Annotated in this window: 12 protein-coding genes; 7 read left to right on the top strand and 5 right to left on the bottom strand. The window is 70.0% G+C overall.

Annotation, left to right across the window (positions count from 1 at the left end):
• Both FHR56_RS13860 and FHR56_RS13865 read right to left on the bottom strand, forming a co-directional pair.
• Window positions 1-1,326 (bottom strand): CitMHS family transporter, encoded by a 1,326-nt coding sequence (locus tag FHR56_RS13860; RefSeq protein ID WP_160945368.1) that lies wholly within the window; start codon window positions 1,324-1,326, stop codon window positions 1-3.
• Window positions 1,327-1,458: 132 nt separating this feature from the next.
• On the bottom strand, window positions 1,459-2,649 hold the full coding sequence (locus FHR56_RS13865; RefSeq protein WP_160945367.1) for a porin: 1,191 nt from the start codon (window positions 2,647-2,649) through the stop codon (window positions 1,459-1,461).
• 245 nt (window positions 2,650-2,894) lie between these two features.
• Here FHR56_RS13865 and FHR56_RS13870 point away from each other — a divergent pair, with 245 nt between their 5' ends.
• Genes FHR56_RS13870 through FHR56_RS13880 form a run of 3 tightly spaced genes read left to right on the top strand, consistent with a single transcriptional unit; the run spans window position 2,895 to window position 6,059 of the window.
• Window positions 2,895-3,599: a response regulator transcription factor gene (locus FHR56_RS13870; protein ID WP_160945366.1), complete on the top strand. Its 705-nt coding sequence runs from the start codon at window positions 2,895-2,897 to the stop codon at window positions 3,597-3,599.
• The gene (locus FHR56_RS13875) at window positions 3,592-4,980 is read left to right on the top strand and encodes a sensor histidine kinase (RefSeq protein WP_160945365.1); all 1,389 of its coding nucleotides are present in this window, start codon (window positions 3,592-3,594) and stop codon (window positions 4,978-4,980) included. The genes FHR56_RS13870 and FHR56_RS13875 overlap by 8 nt, the downstream gene beginning before the upstream one ends.
• Window positions 4,977-6,059, top strand: coding sequence for an ABC transporter substrate-binding protein (locus FHR56_RS13880; protein WP_160945364.1), 1,083 nt, complete (start codon window positions 4,977-4,979; stop codon window positions 6,057-6,059). The genes FHR56_RS13875 and FHR56_RS13880 overlap by 4 nt, the downstream gene beginning before the upstream one ends.
• Before the next feature lie 16 nt (window positions 6,060-6,075).
• Here the strand turns inward: FHR56_RS13880 and FHR56_RS13885 are convergent, their stop codons facing one another.
• Window positions 6,076-9,210: a ligand-binding sensor domain-containing diguanylate cyclase gene (locus FHR56_RS13885; RefSeq protein ID WP_160945363.1), complete on the bottom strand. Its 3,135-nt coding sequence runs from the start codon at window positions 9,208-9,210 to the stop codon at window positions 6,076-6,078.
• A 300-nt stretch (window positions 9,211-9,510) separates the two neighbouring features.
• Here FHR56_RS13885 and FHR56_RS13890 point away from each other — a divergent pair, with 300 nt between their 5' ends.
• The gene (locus FHR56_RS13890) at window positions 9,511-10,149 is read left to right on the top strand and encodes a response regulator transcription factor (protein WP_048490880.1); all 639 of its coding nucleotides are present in this window, start codon (window positions 9,511-9,513) and stop codon (window positions 10,147-10,149) included.
• A gap of 94 nt (window positions 10,150-10,243) precedes the next feature.
• Window positions 10,244-10,594 carry a DUF5713 family protein gene (locus tag FHR56_RS13895; protein WP_019796691.1) on the top strand — a complete coding sequence of 117 codons (351 nt, stop codon included), beginning with the start codon at window positions 10,244-10,246 and terminating at the stop codon, window positions 10,592-10,594.
• Window positions 10,595-11,098: 504 nt separating this feature from the next.
• Here FHR56_RS13895 and FHR56_RS13900 read toward each other — a convergent pair.
• Both FHR56_RS13900 and FHR56_RS13905 read right to left on the bottom strand, forming a co-directional pair.
• Window positions 11,099-13,744: a PAS-domain containing protein gene (locus FHR56_RS13900; RefSeq protein ID WP_160945362.1), complete on the bottom strand. Its 2,646-nt coding sequence runs from the start codon at window positions 13,742-13,744 to the stop codon at window positions 11,099-11,101.
• Between the two features lie 314 nt (window positions 13,745-14,058).
• On the bottom strand, window positions 14,059-15,231 hold the full coding sequence (locus FHR56_RS13905) for a porin (RefSeq protein ID WP_160945361.1): 1,173 nt from the start codon (window positions 15,229-15,231) through the stop codon (window positions 14,059-14,061).
• 443 nt (window positions 15,232-15,674) lie between these two features.
• On the opposite strand from FHR56_RS13905, the gene FHR56_RS13910 reads away from it, so the two are divergent.
• Both FHR56_RS13910 and FHR56_RS13915 read left to right on the top strand, forming a co-directional pair.
• On the top strand, window positions 15,675-17,015 hold the full coding sequence (locus FHR56_RS13910; protein ID WP_160945360.1) for a dicarboxylate/amino acid:cation symporter: 1,341 nt from the start codon (window positions 15,675-15,677) through the stop codon (window positions 17,013-17,015).
• A 149-nt stretch (window positions 17,016-17,164) separates the two neighbouring features.
• Complete coding sequence (locus tag FHR56_RS13915) at window positions 17,165-19,450, top strand: NADP-dependent malic enzyme (protein ID WP_160945359.1); 2,286 nt, start codon at window positions 17,165-17,167, stop codon at window positions 19,448-19,450.
• Window positions 19,451-19,582: the final 132 nt, after the last annotated feature.

A 19,582-nucleotide genomic window follows, 5' to 3' on the forward strand; every position in this document is an offset into this window, starting at 1 on the left:
TCATCGCGCCACCGGATACAGCGCAAACAGCAGGCTGCCCGCCATCAGCAAAAGTGAAATCAACACCGCCCACTTCAGGGTGAAGCGCTGGTGGTCGGCGAAGTCGACCTTGGCCAGGCCGACCAGCAGGTAGGTGGACGGCACCAGCGGGCTGAGCAGGTGCACCGGTTGCCCGGCCAGCGAGGCGCGGGCCATCTCCACCGGAGTGATGCCGTAGTGGCTGGCGGCGTCGGACAGGATCGGCAGCACGCCGAAGTAGAAGGCGTCGTTGGACATGAAGAAGGTGAAGGGCATGCTGGCCAGCGCGGTGATCACCGCCAGGTACGGGCCCCAGGCGTCGGGGATCACCGCCAGGAAGCTGCGCGACATCGCCTCGACCATGCCGGTGTTGGAGAGGATGCCGGTGAACACGCCGGCGGCGAAGATCAGCGACACCACCGACAGCACGTTGCCGGCATGGTTGACCAGGCGCCGACGCTGTTCGGCCAGGTTCGGATAGTTGATCAGCAGCGCCAGGGCGAAGCCGATCATGAACAGCACCGGCATCGGCAGCACGCCGATCACCAGCGCGGCCATCAACGCCAGGGTCAGCACCAGGTTCACCCACAGCAGCCGCGGCCGCTTGATGTCCTCGGCGTCCTCCACCGTGGGCAGCGCCTCGCCGTCGTCGGCCACGCTGCCGTCCATCCAGGCATCGCCGGGCAGCGTCACCACGCCGAGGCGCCGCCGCTCCTTCATGCCCAGGTACCAGGCCAGCACCAGGATGCCGGCGATCGCCAGCGCCATCGCCGGCACCAGCGGCACGAACACGTCTGCCGGGTCCACGTGCAGCGCGGTGGCCGCGCGCGCGGTCGGGCCGCCCCACGGCGTCAGGTTCATCACGCCGCCGGCGAGGATGGTCACGCAGGTCATGTTCAGCGCGTTCATGCCCAGCCGCCGGTACAGCGGCAGCATCGCCGAGACAGTGATCATGTAGGTGGTGGAGCCGTCGCCGTCGAGCGAGATCAGCAACGCCAGCACCGCGGTGCCGACCACGATCTTCATCGGGTCGCCCTTGACCAGGCGCAGGATGCGCCGGACCAGCGGATCGAACAGGCCAGCGTCGATCATCACCCCGAAGTACAGGATCGCGAACATCAGCATGACGCCGGTGGGCGCGATCTTCTTGATCCCTTCCAGCATCATCTCGTTGATGCCGGTGCCGAAGCCGCCGGCCAGCGCGAACACGATCGGCACGATGATCAACGCGACCAGCGGCGACAGCCGCTTGCTCATGATCAGGTACATGAAGGTAATGACCATTCCGAAACCGAGCGCGGTCAGCATGGAAGTTCCTTGTGGTGAAAGGCCGGGGCCCGGGGCCGGGGACCCGGGGCCCGGAGAGCGAAGGTCGATAAAGCCTCAGGGACAACCCTGCGCTTTTCCGGGTCCCGAGTCCCGAGTCCCGGGTCCCGGCACTTAGAAGTCATACTGAAAGCGCCCGGTGATCGCCCGCGTATGGTCCAGCGTCACGCCGGCCAGGTGATCGCGGTTGCGGCTGTCGATCAGGTTGAGCATCAGCCGCAGGTTCGGCTTGAGATACCAGTTGCCGGCCAGCGTCCACGAGGCGGTGGAGGCGTCGAGCAGATCCGGCTGGCCGTCGCGGTGCTGCTCGCCCCACATGCGGTCGTAGCGCAGCGCCAATTCGAAGGCGCCGTACTTGTGGTTGACCTGCTTGATGCGGGTGAAACGCCCGGTCTTGCTGTCGTAGCGGCGCGATTCGCCGGTGGCGAACCAACTGACGAAGCCGTAGGCCGCCATCACGTCGGCACGCTGCGCACCGTCGTCGAACAATCCGCCGCTGAACTCGCCCTGCCACGACAACGGTCCGCGCACCTGCGCGTATTCCAGCGACCACTTGTCCACGTCGGTGTCGCGGCCGTCGGCGAAGCGCGCCAGGGTGATGCGGCTGTCGTCGGACAGATGCCCGGCCGGGCGCGGGCGGATGCTCAGCGCCGGCGCGCCGCCGGCGCCGGGATGATCGTAGTGCTCGTGCGCCAGCGACAGGCCCAGGTGCAGCACGTCGCCGTCGCGCGCGCCCGGCGCCCAGGTGCCGCGGCCGCCGAACGCATGGCCGCGGACATTGGAGACGTCGATGCTCTGCAGGCTGTAGACGCTGGCGGCCCAGGTGTAGTCGGTGCCTGCGGCCTGCCACGACACCGCCTTGCGGTACAGCGGCGCCAGCGTACTGGCCGCGCCGCTGCGCTCCAGGAACTGGCCGAAGTTGGAGCCGGTGCGGTCGTCGAGGGTGAAGTACTGCTTGAACTGGCCCACGGTCAGGGTGCCGGCGCCGAATTTGCGGGTGATGTAGACGTCCTTGGCCTCGATGCCCTTGCCATTGAAGTCGTCCTGCAGCCCGGCGAAATCGCCTTCGACCTTGTAGCCGAAGCCGAAGAACTTGCCGGACACATCCAGCCACAGGCGGCGGATCTCGGTGTCGTCGGGATTGGGCGTGCCGCGATTGTCGTTGTCGAAATGGGCGAAATCCCAGTGCAGGCGGCCGCCGAGTTCGGCGGTCACCGGGCCGTCGTCGTCGGTGGCGGCGCGCGCCGAGCCGGCCAGGCACAGCAGCGCGCAGGCGCTGCCCCATGTCAGAGTCTTTAGTTCCACGTCCCCTCCCAGGTGCGTGTCGCAGCGATTGGATCGGTCCGCCAGCGCATGCCGCGGACCGGCGTGGACGCAGCCTAGTCGGGCGTAGCTGTCATCGACCTGTCGGTGGGGCCGGGATTGGGGATTCGGGATTCGGGATTGGTAAAAGCACCGTGCGTGCTGTCTGCCCTGACGCAGGCGCGTTAGCATCCGCGTACGGAGCCGCTCTTGCGAATCCCCAATCCCGAATCCCCAATCCCCGACCCATGCGCCTGCTCCTGGTAGAAGACAACGCCGATCTCGCCGATGCGATCGTGCGGCGCATGCGCCGCAGCGGGCATGCGGTGGATTGGCAGCGCGATGGGCTGAGTGCGGCCGGTGTGCTGCGCTACCAGCGCTTCGATCTGGTGGTGCTGGACATCGGCCTGCCGGGGCTGGATGGGCTGCGCGTGCTGGCCGGGCTGCGCGAGCGCGGCGATACCACGCCGGTGCTGATGCTGACCGCGCGCGACGGCATCGAGGACCGGGTGCAGGCGTTGGACGTGGGCGCCGACGATTACCTGGGCAAGCCGTTCGATTTCCGCGAGTTCGAGGCGCGCTGCCGGGTGTTGCTGCGGCGCAACCGCGGCCAGGCCAGCGAAGTGGTGCAGCTTGGCGGCTTCGCCTTCGACAACGCCGCGCACAGTGTCAGCCTGGACGGCACGCCGATCGACTTGCCCAACCGCGAATACCGCCTGCTGGAGATCCTGATCGGCCGGCTCGGCCAGGTGGTGGGCAAGGACGAGATCGGCAACGGCCTGTTCGGCTTCGACGACGAGGCCGGGCCGAACGCGATCGAGCTCTACGTCGGGCGCCTGCGCAAGAAGCTGGCCGACGCGCCGCTGCGCATCGTCACCGTGCGCGGCGTCGGCTACAAGCTGGAGGCGGCCGCGGCGCCGCCGGATCCGGCGGCAGCGGACGTCGATGGCTGAGGCCGCGCCGCCAGCGCCGTCGATCCGGCGCACGCTGTTGCGCTACCTGGGCGCGTTGTCGCTGCTGGGCGCGGTGGCGCTGTTCTTCGTGGCGCGCGATTACGGCCAGCGCGCCGCCAACCGTTCCTACGACCACCTGCTGGTGTCCTCGGCGCTGTCCATCGTCGATTCGGTGGCGCTGGCCGGCGGCCAATGGCAGGTGGACCTGCCGTACGCGGCGCTGGATCTGCTGGCGATGGCGCCGGAGGACCGGGTGTTCTACCGCGTGTTCGATGCGCGTGGGCGCACCATCACCGGCTACGACGACCTGCCGGCGGCGCCGTCGCTGCCGCGCGCCAGCGCACCGCCGCGCTTGTTCGACGCGGTCTACAGCGGCGAGCCGGTGCGCTTTGCGGTGGTGTCGCGGCGGGTGTCCTCGGCGGCGGCGCAGGACCAGGTGTGGGTGCAGGTGGGGCAGACCCGCCGCGCACGCGAGGCGCTGGCGCAGGACGTGGTGCTGCACGCGCTGGTGGCGATCGCACTGCTGTCGCTGCTGGCGTTGGCGCTGGTCTGGCTGGGCGTATCGCGCGCCTTGCGCCCGTTGCGCACGCTGGAGCGCGAGCTGTCGCGGCGCGAACCGTCCGAGCTCAAGCCGGTGGCCGCCACCGCGCCGCAGGAGATGCAGCAGATGGTGGCGGCGCTGAACCGCTTCATGGCGCGCCTGGCCGGCAGCAACGAAACCCTGCGTGCGTTCATGGCCGAGGCGGCCCACCAGATGCGCACGCCGCTGGCGGCGCTGCGCGCGCAGGCGCAACTGGCGCTGGACGAGGACGACCCGCACGAGATGCGCCGCAGCCTGGAGGCGATCGAGCGCAATGCCACGCACATGAGCCGCCTGCTCAACCAGTTGCTCAGCGATGCCAGCGTGATCCACCGTTCGAACCTGCAGCGCTACGCCAGCGTCGACCTGGCCGAGGTGCTGCACCAGGCGCTGCACGAGGCCGTGCCGCAGGCCGCGCCGCGGCCGCGCGTGCAACTGGCCGTCGCCAGCGAACCGGCGCTGGTGCGCGGCGATGCGCTGCTGTTGCGCGAGGCGATCAAGAACCTGATCGACAACGCCTGCAAGTACGGCGGCGACGGCCCGCTGCAGGTGGCGCTGACCTGCAATGCGCGCGACTGCGTGGTGACCGTGGCCGACCACGGCCCCGGCATCGCCGCGGCCGAGGCCGAGCGCGTGTTCGAGCGTTTCGTGCGCGGCGAGGGCGCGGCCGCCGGCGGCGCCGGACTGGGCCTGGCGATCGTCAAGCGCGTGGTCGAGGCCCATGGCGGCCGCATCGACCTGTCCAACCGCGTGGGCGGCGGCCTGATCGCCAGCCTGCACCTGCCGAGGTTGCATCCATGAGCCTGTCCGCACTGTTGCGCCGTCTGCCGCTGCTGTTGACCGTGCTGCTCGCCGGCACCGCGCTGGCCGCGCCCGGCGACGTGCGCCGCTTCCCGGCACAGGGCGCCGCCAGCGCGCAGCTGTGCATCCAGGGCTCGACCGACATCGAAGTGTTCGCCGCGGTGATCGGCGACTACCAGCGCCTGCATCCGCGCACCGAGGTGGTGTACCAGGACGCGATCGCCTGGGACATCTACCAGCGCTATCTGCGGCCGGGCCCGGGCCCGCGCTGCGCCGATCTGCTGATCAGCGCCAGCATGGACCTGCAGACCAAGCTGGTGAACGACGGCCACGCGCTGGCGCACCGTTCGCCGCAGACCGAGGCGCTGCCGACCTGGGCGCAATGGCGGCACGAACTCTTCGGCATCAGCTACGAGCCGGTGGCGATCGTCTACAACACCGCGCGGCTGCCGGCCGCGCAGGTGCCGCGCACCCGCCGTCGTCTGCTGGAACTGCTGCGCGCACCGGGCCAGCCGCTGCGCGGACGCATCGGCACCTACGACGTGGAGCGCAGCGGCGTGGGCTACCTGTTCGCGACCCAGGACAGCCAGCTCGGCAGCATGGCCGGGGCGCTGCTGGCGGCGATGGGCGACAACCAGGTGGTGCTGGAGGAGCGCACCGGCGTGCTCCTGGACAAGGTCGCGCGCGGCGAGCTGCTGCTGGCCTACAACGTGCTGGGCTCGTATGCGCAGGCGCGCATCGATGCCGGCGCGCCGCTGGCGATCGTGCAGCCGGAGGACTACACCCTGGTGGCGCTGCGCACCGCGGTGATCCCGCGCGACAGCCCGCATGCGGCCGAGGCGCGACGTTTCCTGGACTACCTGCTGTCGCCGCGCGGACAGCAGGTGCTGTCGCGCGAGGCACGGCTGCAGCCGATCCTGCCGCAGCCGGGCAGGGTGGCGCAGGGCGGGCCGGCCGCCGCCGCGGCGTTCCGCCCGATCGCGCTGGGCCCGGGGTTGCTGGTGTACCTGGATGCGCTGAAGCGGCGCCAGTTCCTGGACGCCTGGCGCAGCAGCATGCAGCAGGCGCCGCCGCGCTGAGCCGCGGTGGCGGCGCTCAGCGCGCGAAGCGCGGCTGGCGCCCGGGCGAGCACAGCACGCGCACGCCGTCGCCGAGTTCCTCCGGCGCGCCGCCGGCCAGCAGCGCGTGCAATCGCGGCCGGTCCGGTGCGGCGCCCGGCGCCAGTCCCACCCAGGCGTCCTTGCCGGCGCCCTTGGCGGCGTAGAGGCAGCGGTCGGCCAGGCCCACGCTCTGTTCCCAGTCGCCCAGCGCCGGCCACGCGGCCACGAACGGCCACGGCGCGAAACCGATCGAGCAGGTCAGGGTCAGTTCGCGCTCGGCCAGGGCGAAGCCCTGCGTCGCCACCGCCGCGCGCAGGCGTTCGGCCAGGTCGGTGGCGGCGCCCTCGCGCGGCAGGCGCGTGACCAGCAGGAATTCCTCGCCGCCCCAGCGCACCAGCAGGTCGTGTTCGCCGCACAGCCCGCGCAGGCGATCGGCGCAGTGCACCAGCGCGGCGTCGCCGGCCTGGTGGCCGTAGTCGTCGTTGATGCGCTTGAAGTTGTCCACGTCGATCATGAAGAAGTACAGCGCATCGGCGCTGCTGCCTTCGTCCAGCGCCGCCAGCAGGGCCGGGCATTCGCGTGCCAGCCAGTCCTGCAGTTCGCGGCGGTTGGCGACCTGGGTCAGCGGATCCAGGCGCGTGGCCGCCTGCAAGCGCGCGTTGCTCTGCAGCAGTTGCTGATTGGCGCGCTCGAGCTGGCGGGTGCGCTCGGCCACGGTCAGGTTCAGCAACTCCACCATGTCGCGCTCGCGGTTGACCGTGCGCCGCACGCGATGCAGCACCAGGCCGATCACCGCCAGCCCCAGCAGCACGTAGCCGGCATAGGCCAGCGGATGCCGCCACGGCGGCGGCAGTACCTCGATCTGCAGCCGCCGCGCGGCGCCGAACTGGCCGTCGCGCCCGGCCGCTTCCACCACCAGGGTGTAGCGGTCCGGCGGCAGGTGGCTGACCGAGAAATCGCTGTGCGCGGTCTGCGGATACACCCAGCCCTTCTGCAAGCCGTCGACGCGGTAGCGCAGGCGCGCGGTGCCGGGCGCGGCGAAGTCGATCGCGGTCATGCCGAGGGTGAACACATTGTCGCGGTGGTCCAGGGCGATGCGCTGCGCGTAGACCACGTCGCTCTCGGCCTGGTTCTGGCCGCCGTTGCGATCCTCGCCGGCATTGAGGATGCGCAGGTCCGTGAGCACCGCGCGCGCCTGCGGGCTGCGCAGCGGCAGACGCGTGGGATCGATCACGTCCACGCCCTGGGTGCCGCCGAAGTACAGCAGGCCGTGTGCGTCGAGATAGCCGCGGCCGCTGTTGTATTCCTGGTTCTGCAAGCCGTCGCGGCGGCCGAGGCTCTGCACGATGCGGGTGCGCGGGTCGAGCACGCTCAGGCCGTTGTTGGTGCTCAGCCACAGCCGCCCCTGCGGATCCGGCAGGATGGTGTAGATGACGTTGCTGCTGAGGCCCTCGCGGTCGCTGTAGCGCACTGCCACGTCGCGCTTGAGGTCGATGCGGTACAGCCCGCCGGAGAAGGTCCCCACCCACAGCACGCCGTCGTGTTCGTACAGCGACCACACCGAGGGGTACAGGGTGCTGCCGCGCGGGCGGTACGGCTCGGCGGGGCGGCCGCTGCGCATGCGCCACACGCCGCAGTCGTTGCAGCCGATCCACAGCGTGTCTTCGCTGTCGCGGTAGACCCGGGTCAGGGTGTGCCCGTTCAGCGGCGCCCAGCGCGGATCGTTGCGCACCTGGCCGCCGACCACGCGGCTCAGGCCGCGGCGGGTGGCCACCCACAGCGTGTCGCCTTCCAGCAGCAGATCGTTGATGTGCGCGTCGGCCAGCCCACCCAGGCGCCGCAGAGCGCCGCTGCGGTCCAGGCGCCACAGCCCCTGGCGCGTGCCCAGCCACCAGCCGTCGCGGTCGGCGGCGATGCTGCGGATCGCCTGGCTGGCCAGTCCCGGTACCACGCGCCACGCGGCGCGGTTGCCGTCGCGCAGCAGCAGGCCCTGGTCGGTGCCGATCAGCATGCGCTCGCCGTCGCGCCAGATGCTGCGCACGCTGCTGCTGGGCCAGTCGTGGGTGTCGCTGACGCGCTCCTCGTCGTTGCGGATCACCGCCGACAACGGCCGCACCCGGTACAGCCCGGCGGTGTAGGTGCCGATCCACCAGGTGCCGTCGGGGGCCTGGTAGAAGCGGATGATGGCGCTGTTCGGCGCTATGTCGAAGCTGAGCCGCTGCGGCGCATGCCGCGCGCTGTCCAGTTGCGTCACCGTGGCGTTGGTGGTGCCGACCAGCACACGGCCATCGTGCAGCCGGATCAGCGCGCTGAGGTCGCTGCCGCCGGTCAGCAGCTGCGCCGGCGTCCAGTGCGCCAGCACCGCGCCGCGCGGATCGAGCTGGAACAGCCCGCCGCGCGCCGAGGCCAGCCACAGCCCCTCCGGCCCGGACTGCAGGCCCACGCATTCGTCGATGCCGGGCGGTGCCGGCAGTGCCTCGCGGGTGTCGCGGCCCAGCCGCCACAGCCGGCATTGCCTGTCCAGCGCCACCGGCTGCTTGCCGTCCGGCATCCAGGTCAGGCCCACCACCGGCGCATCGCCGCCCAGCGGACGTGCCCGCTGCAGGTCGGCGTCGACACGGTCGACCCCGCGTTCGGTGCCCAGCCACGCGCCGCCCTGCGGATCGATCAGGATCTGGGTGATGCGGTTGTGCGACAGCCCTTGCTTCTTGCCGAGGCGGTGGTGTTGCCAGGTGGCCAGCTCGATCACTTCCAGGCCGGCATCGTTGGTGCCCAGCCACAGGCGGGTGCCTTTCGGTTCGAAGCCGAGGCTGTCGATGCTGCTGCTCAGCAGACTCTGCCGGCTGTCGCTGCCGAGCTCGCGCCGGTAGGCGCGGAACAGATGGCCGTCGAAGCGGTTCAAGCCCTCCTGCGTGCCCACCCACAGGAAGCCCTGGTCGTCGCTCTGCAAGGCGTTGATCGACAGTTGCGACAGGCCCTCGTCCAGGCCGAAGTGTTCCAGGCTGCTGGGCAGGTCGTCGTCGTTGGCCGTCACGGCCGCCGCCGCGGTCGGCGCCAGCGCCAGGCACAGGAGGAGGCAGCGCGCGGCCAGCGGCAGGCGGCCCAGCAGGTTGGAGAGCGAGACGATCACGCCGTCTTATCGGCCAGTGTGGTGCTGGTCTTGAATACGCGGCCGTCGCTGTTGCCGTTGCGGTAGCGGCTGGCGGCTTGCGATACGTGCGTCCCGTGCGCAACGCGCCGACCTGCGCCGGTTGACGCGCCCCGGTGGCGTCCCGGAGGCCGACCATGGCCGCCATTGGCCGCGCCGCGGTCCGATCGGGGCACGTGCACGCTCGGCATCCAGCCGCGCCGCACGTACACTGCCTATCCTGCGCGCTGTCCGCGCCCACCCGACGCCGCGTTGCGGCGTCATGCCAGCCGCCTCACGCCCATGGATGCCCCGACGATCCTGGTCGCCGACGACCACCCGCTGTTCCGCGCCGCCGTGCTGCACGCGCTGCGCCAGGCCCTGCCGCGCGCCCTGGTGGTGGAGGCGGCCAGCGCCGCCACCCTGGACGCCGCACTGGCCGCGCAAGCCGATGCCGACCTGATCCTGCTGGACCTGGCCATGCCCGGCGCGCGCGGCTTCTCGGCCCTGCTGCACGTGCGCGGCGAGCGCCCGGACGTGCCGGTGGTGGTGATTTCCTCCAACGACCACCCGCGGGTGATCCGCCGTGCGCAGCAGTTCGGCGCCGCCGGCTTCATCCCCAAGTCCTCGCCGGCCGAGACCATCGGCATCGCGGTGGCGGCGGTGCTCGACGGCGGCACCTGGTTCCCGCCGCTGACCGCGGCGCGCTCGGAGGCCGATGCGCAGCTGGCCGCGCGCCTGGCGCAACTGACCCCGCAGCAGTTCCGGGTGCTGCTGTGCCTGGCCGACGGGCTGCTCAACAAGCAGATCGCCTACGAGCTGGGCCTGGCCGAGAACACCGTCAAGGTCCACGTCACCGCGATCCTGAAGAAGCTCGAGTGCCACAGCCGCACCCAGGCGGCGGTGCTGGTGAAGGCGCTGGAGCCGGAAGGCGAGGCCTGAACCGGGCGCCGGCGGGGGGCGTTTTCCGCGGCGCCCGGATACGCGATGCTATGCGCCGATGCCCGCGCCCCCTGCGGGCGGAGACCACCGGACCATGCCCACCACGACCATCCGCAACGAGCAGACCGCCCACTATCCGTTCCTGCAGGAGATGCTGGACGACGACTACTTTCCCCCGTCGCTGGTCGGCAAGGGGCAGAAGATCCTGCTGCGGTTGTGCGAGGCGATCGAGGCGCAGGAACCGGCGGACCTGGCGGCGCTGTACCGGCTGACCCATGCCGCCACCGAGGAGTTCAACAAGCTGGCGCTGGAGTTCGAGGCCCACGACAGCGAGATCGAGACCTCCGCGCGCGAGAACATCGGTGTGGATTTCCTGCACATCGCCAAGGCCTACGGTTTCGAAGACGCCGACGTCGAAGAGCTGATCGCCCCGCGCGAGTGGTGAAAGCGGCGCATCCTTCTCCCCCGGGAGAAGGTGCCCGCAGGGGCGGATGAGGGTGCGGCGGCCCGGGGGCTTCCTCTCTCAAGGGCAAGGCGGGGAGGGCTTGCCAACTGCGCATGAGGTCTCAGGTGGCGCTGCGCGCGCCGACCCTCACCCCAACCCCTCTCCCGACGGGAGAGGGGCTAAAGCGCGACGCTCCGGCTTGTCCTTCTCCCCTCGGGAGAAGGTGCCCCGCAGGGGCGGATGAGGGTGCGGCAGCCCGGGGTTCCTCCCTCAAAAGCAATGGCTGGGATGCCCGCCAACTGCGCATGAAGCCTCAGGTGGCGCTGCGCGCCCCGGACCCTCACCCCAACCCCTCCCCCGGGGGAGGGGGCTAAAGCGCGACGCTCCGGCTCTTCCTTCTCCCCTCGGGAGAAGGTGCTCCGCAGGGGAGGATGAGGGTACGGGCGCCGGGTTTCCCTAGCCGCCAAAGTACCGCGGCCAGACATCCAGCCTCCACAACACGCCTCACCCACGCCGCAGCAGCATCTGCGTCATCAGCGCGCGCAGGGCCGGGGCCCGGACCGGCTTGGCCAGGAAGCCCCAGCCGCGTTCCTGCGCCAGGGCGCGCAACGCCGGATCGGCTTCGGCGGTGATCAGGATCACCCGTGGCTCGGCCTGCCAGCGTGCGCACAGCTGCGCGAACAGGCTCGGGCCGTCGCGGTCGCCCATGCGCACGTCCAGCAGCACCAGTTCGGGCGCCTGCGCCGGCTGCGCCGCGGCCAGGGCCTGCTCCGGGCCGGCGGCCAGTTCCACCTGGCAGGCCCAGCGCGTCAGCAGGGTGCGGCTGGCCTCGCAGACCCGCGGGTCGTCGTCGATGCACCACACGCGGCAGCCGTGCAGGATCGGGTCGTCGCCGTTGTCGCTGGCCATCGCCGCCGGCGCCTGGCGTTGCGCGGCAGCGGCATCGCCCAACGGCACCGTCACCGAGAACACGCTGCCGCGGCCCAAGTGCGAGCGCAGGCCGATGCGATGGCCGAGCAGGCGGCCGATGCGCTCCACGATCGCCAGGCCGAGGCCGGCGCCGCGGTCGTTGGCGACGCCGTCGCCGAGCCGGCGGAATTCCTCGAAGATCTCCTGCTGCAGGGCGTCGGGAATGCCCGGCCCCTGGTCGTGGACCTCGATGCGCAGTTGCGCGCCCTCGCGCCGGCAGCCCAGCAGCACGCGCCCGCGCGGGGTGTAGCGCACCGCGTTGGACAGGAAGTTCTGCAGGATGCGCCGCAGCAGGGTCGCATCGCTGCGCACCGTGGCGCGCGTCGGCACATAGTCCAGGCGCAGGCCGCGACCTTCGGCGACGATGCCGAACTCGCGCGCCAGGGTCTGCAGCAGCGGATCCAGCGCCAGGTCCTGCACCTGCGTCTTCAGCGTGCCGGCCTCCAGCCGCGAGATGTCCAGCAGGCTGTTGAGGATCGCATCCTGCGCCGCCAGCGCGTTGTCGACATGGTCGGCGATCTGCCGCGCATCGGCCTCGTGCAGCTTGCCGCGCAGCGCCGAGACGAACATGCGCGCGGCGTTCAGCGGCTGCAGCAGGTCGTGCACCGCCGAGGCCACGAAGCGGGTCTTGTAGCGGTTGGCGTTCTCGGCCTCGCGCTTGGCCTCGGCCAGGTCGCGGGTGCGTTCGGCGACGCGGTGCTCCAGCGCGTCGGCCAGCGAGCGCAGTTCGCGCGCGGCGTTCTTGTAGCTGGTGATGTCGGCGTAGCTGGTGACGAAGCCGCCGTCGGGCAGCGGATTGCCGCGGATTTCCAGCACCGTGCCGTCGTCCTTCTCGCTCTCGCGCATGTGCGGGCGGCCGCTGCGCAGGTGGTCCAGGCGGCGCTGGATGGCCGCCTCCACCGGGCCGGGGCCGAGCAGGCCGCGACGCGCGTTGTAGCGGAACACGTCCTCGATCGGCCGGCCGACCCGGATCAGTTCCGGCGGAAAGCGGAAGATCTCCAGATAGCGCGAATTCCACGCCACCAGGCGCAGTTGCGCGTCGATGATCACCACGCCCTGCGGCAGGTGCTCCAGGCTGCGGCTGAGGCCGGTGTCTGCCTGCTGCGCGGCCTGTACGATGCCGTCCTGGGCGGTACGCAGCTCCTGCGCATGCTGCTGCAGTAGCGACTCCAGTTCGCGCCGGCTGCGCTGGCGCAGCCGCGCCAGGCGCTGGCGCTGCTGGAACAGCAGGCCCAGGAACGACACTGCCAGCCAGATCCCGGCTGCCGCCAGCGCGGCGGCACGGCCGGCCGCGCGGCTGCCGCCGATGTCGTGCAGCAGGTGCAGGCGCCAGCCGCTCTCCGGCAGCGCCATGCTCTGCCACAGCAGCGGCGCCGGCTGCGCCGGCATGTCGATGCGCATCACCTGGCCGCCGTCGTCCAGCGTTTCCAGCACCCGCCGTTGCGCCGGCAGCAGGGTCTGCTGCGCGTACTGGCGGGTGGCCAGCAGTTCGCCGCGCTCGCGCGCGCTGAGCGGCTGCAATTGGCGGTAGCGCCAGACGTCGCGGCTGGACAGGAACACCACGCCGTGGCGGTCGCTGACCAGCACCACGTCGGGCACGCGCAGCCATTCGTGCTCCAGCGCGGCCAGCTCGATCTTGATCACGATCACTCCGAGCGGACGCCCGCGTGCATCGAGGATCGCCTGCGACAGGAAGTAGCCGGGCACGCCGGTGGTCATGCCGATGCCGTAGAAGCGGCCCTTGCCCTGGGCCAAGGCCTGCTTCACGTACGGGCGGAAGCTGTAGTCGGCGCCGACGTTGCTGCTGGCCAGGCGCCAGTTGCTGGCGGCCAGGGCCACGCCGTTGGCGTCGATCAGGGTCAGGGTGGAGGAGCGGGTGACATCGTTGGCGCGTTCCAGTTTCAGGTTCAGTTGCCGCTGCGTGGCCGCGTCCAGCGGGTGGGTCAGGGCATCGCGCAGTTCCGGATCCAGTGCCAGCACCTGCGGCAGGGTGCGGTAGCGGTCGATGCGCTGCTGCAGGGTCTGCGCATACAGCTCCAGTTGCTGGCGCAACTGCACGCTCTCGGCACGCAGGGCGCGTTGTTCGGCGACGTGTTGCGCCGACAGCATCGCCAAGGCCATGCCGCCGACGATGACGACCAGCAGCAGGACGAGGCGGCGATGGCGCAGGAGCGAGGGCATGCGGAAGAATGCGGCGACAGGGGCCGCATCAGCTTAGAGGGTGCGATGCCGTTTGCGGCATGCGCTGGCGCTGGCCGGTGTCGCTGATCGTCTAGAAACGGCCCGGTCAGGCCTGGACGGCAATCGCGTCAGCGAGCGTCGCCGGTAGCGACCCGCAGATGCGCCGCGGACACGCTGTGGGCGGCGAGGCCGGAGTGCACGCGGGCCGTCGGCATCGACGACGGGCTGCGCTGCGGTTCCTTGCACGGTCGCTGCGGCTGGCGCCGCAGTACGCACGCCGGCCGATCGCGTCGGATCGGCCGGCGTGCGACGGCTCAGAACTGGACCTGGGCGCGGACGTCCAGCGAGTTCGGCTTCAGGCGCACGCCGGCGCGTTCGGCATCGGCGCGCACGTAGTTGACCTGGAACTTGAAGTGGCTGGTCAGGTACCAGTTGGCGCCGAAGGTCCAGTCGTGCTGGCGGCCGCCGAGCACGGTGCCGTCGTCCAGGTCCAGGCGGCTGTAGCGCGCCAGCAGCTCGACCGCGCCGTAGGCATTGGCCGGCTTGATGTTGCCGACGTTGCCGGCGCTGTACGGCCGCGATTCGCCGGTCAGCACGTAGCTGGCGAACACGTACTGGCCGTCGGCGGTGTAGTCGGGGCGGCCGTTGTCGCGGGTCACGTCGGCGCGCAGCGCCTCGCCCTGCATCGAGAACGGCCCCTTGATCCAGATCGCCTCCAGGCCGGTGCGGCGCACCTGGTCGACGTCGACCAGCGTGCCGGAGTCGATCAGGCGCACGTCGGTCAGGCCGGCTTCCGGACGCGCGCGGAAGCGCGCGCGCGGGCTGAAGCTCACGTCCAGGCCGTTGTGGTAGCCGCGCGGATTCTCCTGCGAATAGGCCAGGCCCAGGTGCAGCACGTCGCCCTCGGCCTTGAACGGGGTCCACACGCCGCGCACCGCCTGGGTGGTGCCGGGGTTGTCGCCCTGCAGGTCCTTGCCGCCGTAGGCGCCGGCCTGCAGCAGGTATTGCGGACGCTCGAAGGTCCACTCCACGCCGGTGCGGCGGCCCTGGTAGATCGCCTGCACCGGCAGCGCCACTTCCATGAAGCTGTCCGCACGCGAGCTGGTCACGCCTTCCAGGCCCACCGGCACCTTGATGTAGCCCAGCCGCACCTTGCCGTAATCGGCGCCGAACAGCGCCTTGGTCTCGAAGCGGAAGAACACGTCCAGCCACAGCTTGGACTCGAAGTCGAAGTACACCATCGCGTCGTACACGCCCTTCTTCTTCAGCGTGGCGCCGAATTCCTTGCGGCGGAACGCGTTGTCGTCTTCCAGGCGGCCGTCGTCGTTGGAAAAGTTGTTCCAGTCGTAGGCGTAGTTGCCGGTCACGGCCAGTTCGGTGCCGTCGTTGAAGGCGACCTTGGTCGGCCAATTGTCGAAGTTATCGGCGGCGATGGCGGGAGCGGCGGCGGTCAGGCCCAGCGCAGCGAAGAGAAGGGTGTGGCGCATGATGGAGTCGTCTCGGTAAGGAATGAAGGCGCGGCAGTCCCCGGCCGGGCTGGTGGTGCGATGGCGCGGGCAGTGCGGTGGCGGGCCGCACGCGAACGGCGAGCCGCCGCGATGCGGACACGGTGCCGGACGTAATTGCCCCCTGCATGCAATAGCGGACGCGCCCGGCCGTTCTTTACGGCGATGTTGCAATTCCTGCGGCGCCGCCTCCCCTGAGGACGCGCTGCGATGGCGACGGCGCCGCCACAGGCCGCCAGGGCGGCGTCTGTCTGCGGCGTTGCGTTCGGCCCTTCCGTGAGCGTACCGCGGCACTGTAACCGCGTCGACATGGCCAGGCGCCGGGCCTAGTACCAATAGGTTATCTGCTTAGACGCCGGCGACGCGTACAAAGGCAGCATTCCGCGACCCGCGTCGGGTGGGCGGACCGTCCCGGAGCGCAAGCCATGCATATTCCAACCTCGCCGGCAGGTCACGCGCCCCGGCATCTGCCGTTCTACCGGCAGCTGTACTTCCAGGTGGTGGTCGCCATCGTCCTCGGCGCCATCCTCGGCCACTTCGAGCCGGCGTTTGCCGAGAAGCTCAAGCCGCTGGGCGACGCCTTCATCAAGCTGGTGAAGATGATCATCGCGCCGGTGATCTTCCTGACCATCGTCACCGGCATCGCCGGCATGACCCACCTGAAGACGGTGGGGCGGGTGTTCGCCAAGGCGATGGTGTACTTCCTGTTCTTCTCCACCCTGGCGCTGATCGTCGGCATGATCGTCGCGCACGTGGTGCAGCCCGGCGCCGGCATGAACATCAATGCCGCCGACCTGGACCAGAGCGCGGTGCACAGCTACGTGGAGAAGTCGCACGAGCTGACCCTGGTCGGCTTCCTGATGGACATCATCCCGAAGACGCTGCTCAGCCCGTTCGTCGGCGACAACATCCTGCAGGTGCTGTTCGTGGCGGTGCTGTTCGGTGTGTCGCTGGCGATGGTGGGCGAGCGCGGCAAGCCGGTGCTGAACCTGCTGGAGGCGCTGGTGGCGCCGGTGTTCAAGCTGGTGCATATCCTGATGAAGGCCGCGCCGATCGGCGCGTTCGGCGCGATCGCCTTCACCATCGGCAAGTACGGCGTGGGATCGCTGGTCAATCTGGCCTGGCTGGTGGGTTCGTTTTACGTGACCTCGCTGCTGTTCGTGCTGGTGATCCTGGGTGCGGTGGCGCGCCTGTGTGGCTTCTCGGTCCTCAAGCTGATCCGTTACCTGAAAGCCGAGCTGCTGCTGGTGCTCGGCACCTCCTCGTCCGAATCGGCGCTGCCCTCGCTGATGGAGAAGATGGAAAAGGCCGGTTGCCAGAAGTCCGTGGTCGGCCTGGTCGTGCCCACCGGCTATTCGTTCAACCTCGACGGCACCAACATCTACATGACCCTGGCGGCGCTGTTCATCGCCCAGGCCACCAACACCGAACTGACCCTCGGCCACCAGATCGCGCTGCTGCTGGTGGCGATGCTCAGCTCCAAGGGCGCGGCCGGCGTGACCGGCGCCGGCTTCATCACCCTGGCGGCGACGCTGGCGGTGGTGCCGGAAGTGCCGGTGGCCGGCATGGCGTTGATCCTGGGCGTGGACCGCTTCATGAGCGAGTGCCGCTCGCTGACCAACTTCATCGGCAATGCGGTGGCCACCGTGGTGGTCTCGCGCTGGGAGAACGCGCTGGATCGCGACCGCCTGCGCATCGCCTTGAACGGCGGCGAAGAATCGCTGCCCGATGTGACGGTCGATCCTGTCGCCACCCCGACCCGCTGAGTCCGCTGCAATCTGGACGCGCCGGCACTGCCGGCGCGTCGCGTTTTTCCCGGTGCCCGCGGCCCTGGTGACAGCCGCCAGACAGGACCGCTCCTGCTGCTGGGGGTAGAATTCCGGGCCTCCGCGCCTTTCGACAAAAGAAGCCCTCGATGTCAAACGACGATTTCAAACAGGCCGCCCTCGACTATCACCGCCAGCAGCCGCCGGGCAAGATCAAGGTCTCCGCGACCAAGCCGATGCTGACCCAGCGCGACCTCTCCCTGGCCTATTCGCCGGGCGTGGCCTTCGCCTGCGAGGCCATCGTCGCCGACCCGAAACAGGCCAGCGAACTGACCGCGCGCGGCAACCTGGTGGCGGTGATCAGCAACGGCACCGCGGTGTTGGGCCTGGGCAACATCGGCCCGCTGGCGTCCAAGCCGGTGATGGAAGGCAAGGGCGTGCTGTTCCAGAAGTTCGCCGGCATCGACGTGTTCGACATCGAGATCAACGAGAACGATCCGGACAAGCTGGTCGACATCATCGCCAGCCTCGAGCCGACCTTCGGCGGCATCAACCTGGAAGACATCAAGGCGCCGGAGTGCTTCATCGTCGAGCGCAAGCTGCGCGAGCGCATGAACATCCCGGTGTTCCACGACGACCAGCACGGCACCGCGATCATCGTCGGCGCGGCCGTGCTCAACGCGCTGGTGGTCACCGGCAAGAAGATCGAAGAGGTCAAGCTGGCCACCACCGGCATGGGCGCGGCCGGCATCTCCTGCGTCAACATGCTGGTCTCGTTGGGCCTGAAGCCGGAGAACATCCTGGCGCTGGACCGCGACGGCGTGATCCACACCGGCCGTACCGACCTGGACCCGGACAAGGCGCGCTACGCCCGCGACACCGACAAGCGCACCCTGGCCGAGATCGTCGAGGGGGCGGACATCTTCCTGGGCCTGTCGGCCGCAGGCATCCTCAAGCCGGAGATGGTGGCGACGATGGCGCCGCAGCCGGTGATCTTCGCCCTGGCCAATCCCAATCCGGAAATCACCCCGGAAGCGGCCAAGGCGGTGCGCCCGGACGCGATCATCGGCACCGGCCGTTCGGACTACCCGAACCAGATCAACAACGTGCTGTGCTTCCCCTACCTGTTCCGCGGCGCCATCGACGTCGGCGCCACCGGCATCAACGAGGAGATGAAGATCGCCTGCGTCAAGGCGATCGCCGCGATGGCGCGGCGCGAGGCCTCGGACCTGGGGGCGGCCTACGGCGGCGAGACGCCGAGCTTCGGCCCGGACTACCTGATCCCGCGGCCGCTGGATCCGCGCCTGCTGGTCGAACTGTCCTCGGCGGTGGCGCAGGCGGCGATGGATTCGGGCGTGGCCACGCGGCCGATCGCCGACATGGCCGCCTATCGCGACAAGCTCAGCCAGTTCGTCTACCGCACCAGCCTGATGATGAAGCCGGTGTACGACCGTGCGCGCGCCGACAAGCAGCGCGTGGTCTACGCCGAGGGCGAAGAGGAAGTGGTGCTGCGCGCGGTGCAGAGCGTGATCGACGAGGGCCTGGCGTTCCCGATCCTGATCGGCCGCCCCGACGTGATCGAGGCGCGCATCAAGCGCCTGGGCCTGCGCATCACCGCCGGCGTGGATTTCGAAGTCACCAACATCCATGACGACCCGCGCTTCAACGACTATTGGCAGTACTACCACGCGCTCACCGAGCGCCGCGGCGTCACCGTGACCGCGGCCAAGGAGCTGATGCGCTCGCGGCCGACGCTGATCGCGGCGGTGATGGTCGCGCGCGGCGAAGCCGATGCGCTGCTCACCGGCGTGGTCGGCCGCTTCCACAAGAAGCTCGGCTACGCGCGCAGCGTGATCCCGCTGGAACCGCGGGTCAGCTCCACCTCGGCGATGACCGGCGTGATCAACCAGCAGGGCGCGTTCTTCTTCGTCGACACCCACGTGCAGGAAGATCCCAGCGTGGAGCAGATCGTCGAGGCCACGCTGCAGGCCGCCTATCGCCTGAAGCTGTTCGGCATCGAGCCGAACATCGCGCTGCTGTCGCATTCCAATTTCGGCAGCCACGATTCGCGCGATGCGCTGAAGATGCGGCAGGTGCGCGAGGCGTTGCTCAAGCGCAAGCCCGAGCTCAACATCGACGGCGAGATGCAGGGCGACACCGCGTGGGACGAGGCGCTGCGCAAGCAGATCATGCCCAACAGCACGCTGAAGGGCCGCGCCAACCTGTTCGTGCTGCCGAATCTGGAAGCGGCCAACATCGCCTACAACCTGGTGCGCGTGTTCACCGATGGCGTGGCGATCGGCCCGATCCTGATGGGCATCTCCAAGGCGGTGCACATCCTCACCACCAGCGCCACCTCGCGCCGGGTGATGAACATGACCGCGATCGCCGCGGTCGACGCGCAGATCCGCAAGCAGCTCGAAGCGGAGAAGTAAGCCGCCGCCGCGGCCTCCGTTGCACACCGGTCCGCGCGAAGGCGCCGCCGGTGTGTTGCATGCGCTCCGGCACCGCCGCCGGGGCGCACAGCTTGCCCGCTCGGCAGCCTGGCTGCCTTCCGGTCGCTCCTA

The organism is Xanthomonas sp. F10 (assembly GCF_014206815.1).
Classification (GTDB): Bacteria; Pseudomonadota; Gammaproteobacteria; order Xanthomonadales; family Xanthomonadaceae; genus Xanthomonas_A; species Xanthomonas_A indica.

Coding starts and splice junctions, on each gene's coding strand:
- FHR56_RS13860 (WP_160945368.1), bottom strand. CDS start 1,326: ATGCTGACCGCGCTCGGTTTCGGAATGGTCATTACCTTCATGTACCTG.
- FHR56_RS13870 (WP_160945366.1), top strand. CDS start 2,895: ATGCGCCTGCTCCTGGTAGAAGACAACGCCGATCTCGCCGATGCGATC.
- FHR56_RS13875 (WP_160945365.1), top strand. CDS start 3,592: ATGGCTGAGGCCGCGCCGCCAGCGCCGTCGATCCGGCGCACGCTGTTG.
- FHR56_RS13880 (WP_160945364.1), top strand. CDS start 4,977: ATGAGCCTGTCCGCACTGTTGCGCCGTCTGCCGCTGCTGTTGACCGTG.
- FHR56_RS13890 (WP_048490880.1), top strand. CDS start 9,511: ATGGATGCCCCGACGATCCTGGTCGCCGACGACCACCCGCTGTTCCGC.
- FHR56_RS13895 (WP_019796691.1), top strand. CDS start 10,244: ATGCCCACCACGACCATCCGCAACGAGCAGACCGCCCACTATCCGTTC.
- FHR56_RS13900 (WP_160945362.1), bottom strand. CDS start 13,744: ATGCCCTCGCTCCTGCGCCATCGCCGCCTCGTCCTGCTGCTGGTCGTC.
- FHR56_RS13905 (WP_160945361.1), bottom strand. CDS start 15,231: ATGCGCCACACCCTTCTCTTCGCTGCGCTGGGCCTGACCGCCGCCGCT.
- FHR56_RS13910 (WP_160945360.1), top strand. CDS start 15,675: ATGCATATTCCAACCTCGCCGGCAGGTCACGCGCCCCGGCATCTGCCG.
- FHR56_RS13915 (WP_160945359.1), top strand. CDS start 17,165: ATGTCAAACGACGATTTCAAACAGGCCGCCCTCGACTATCACCGCCAG.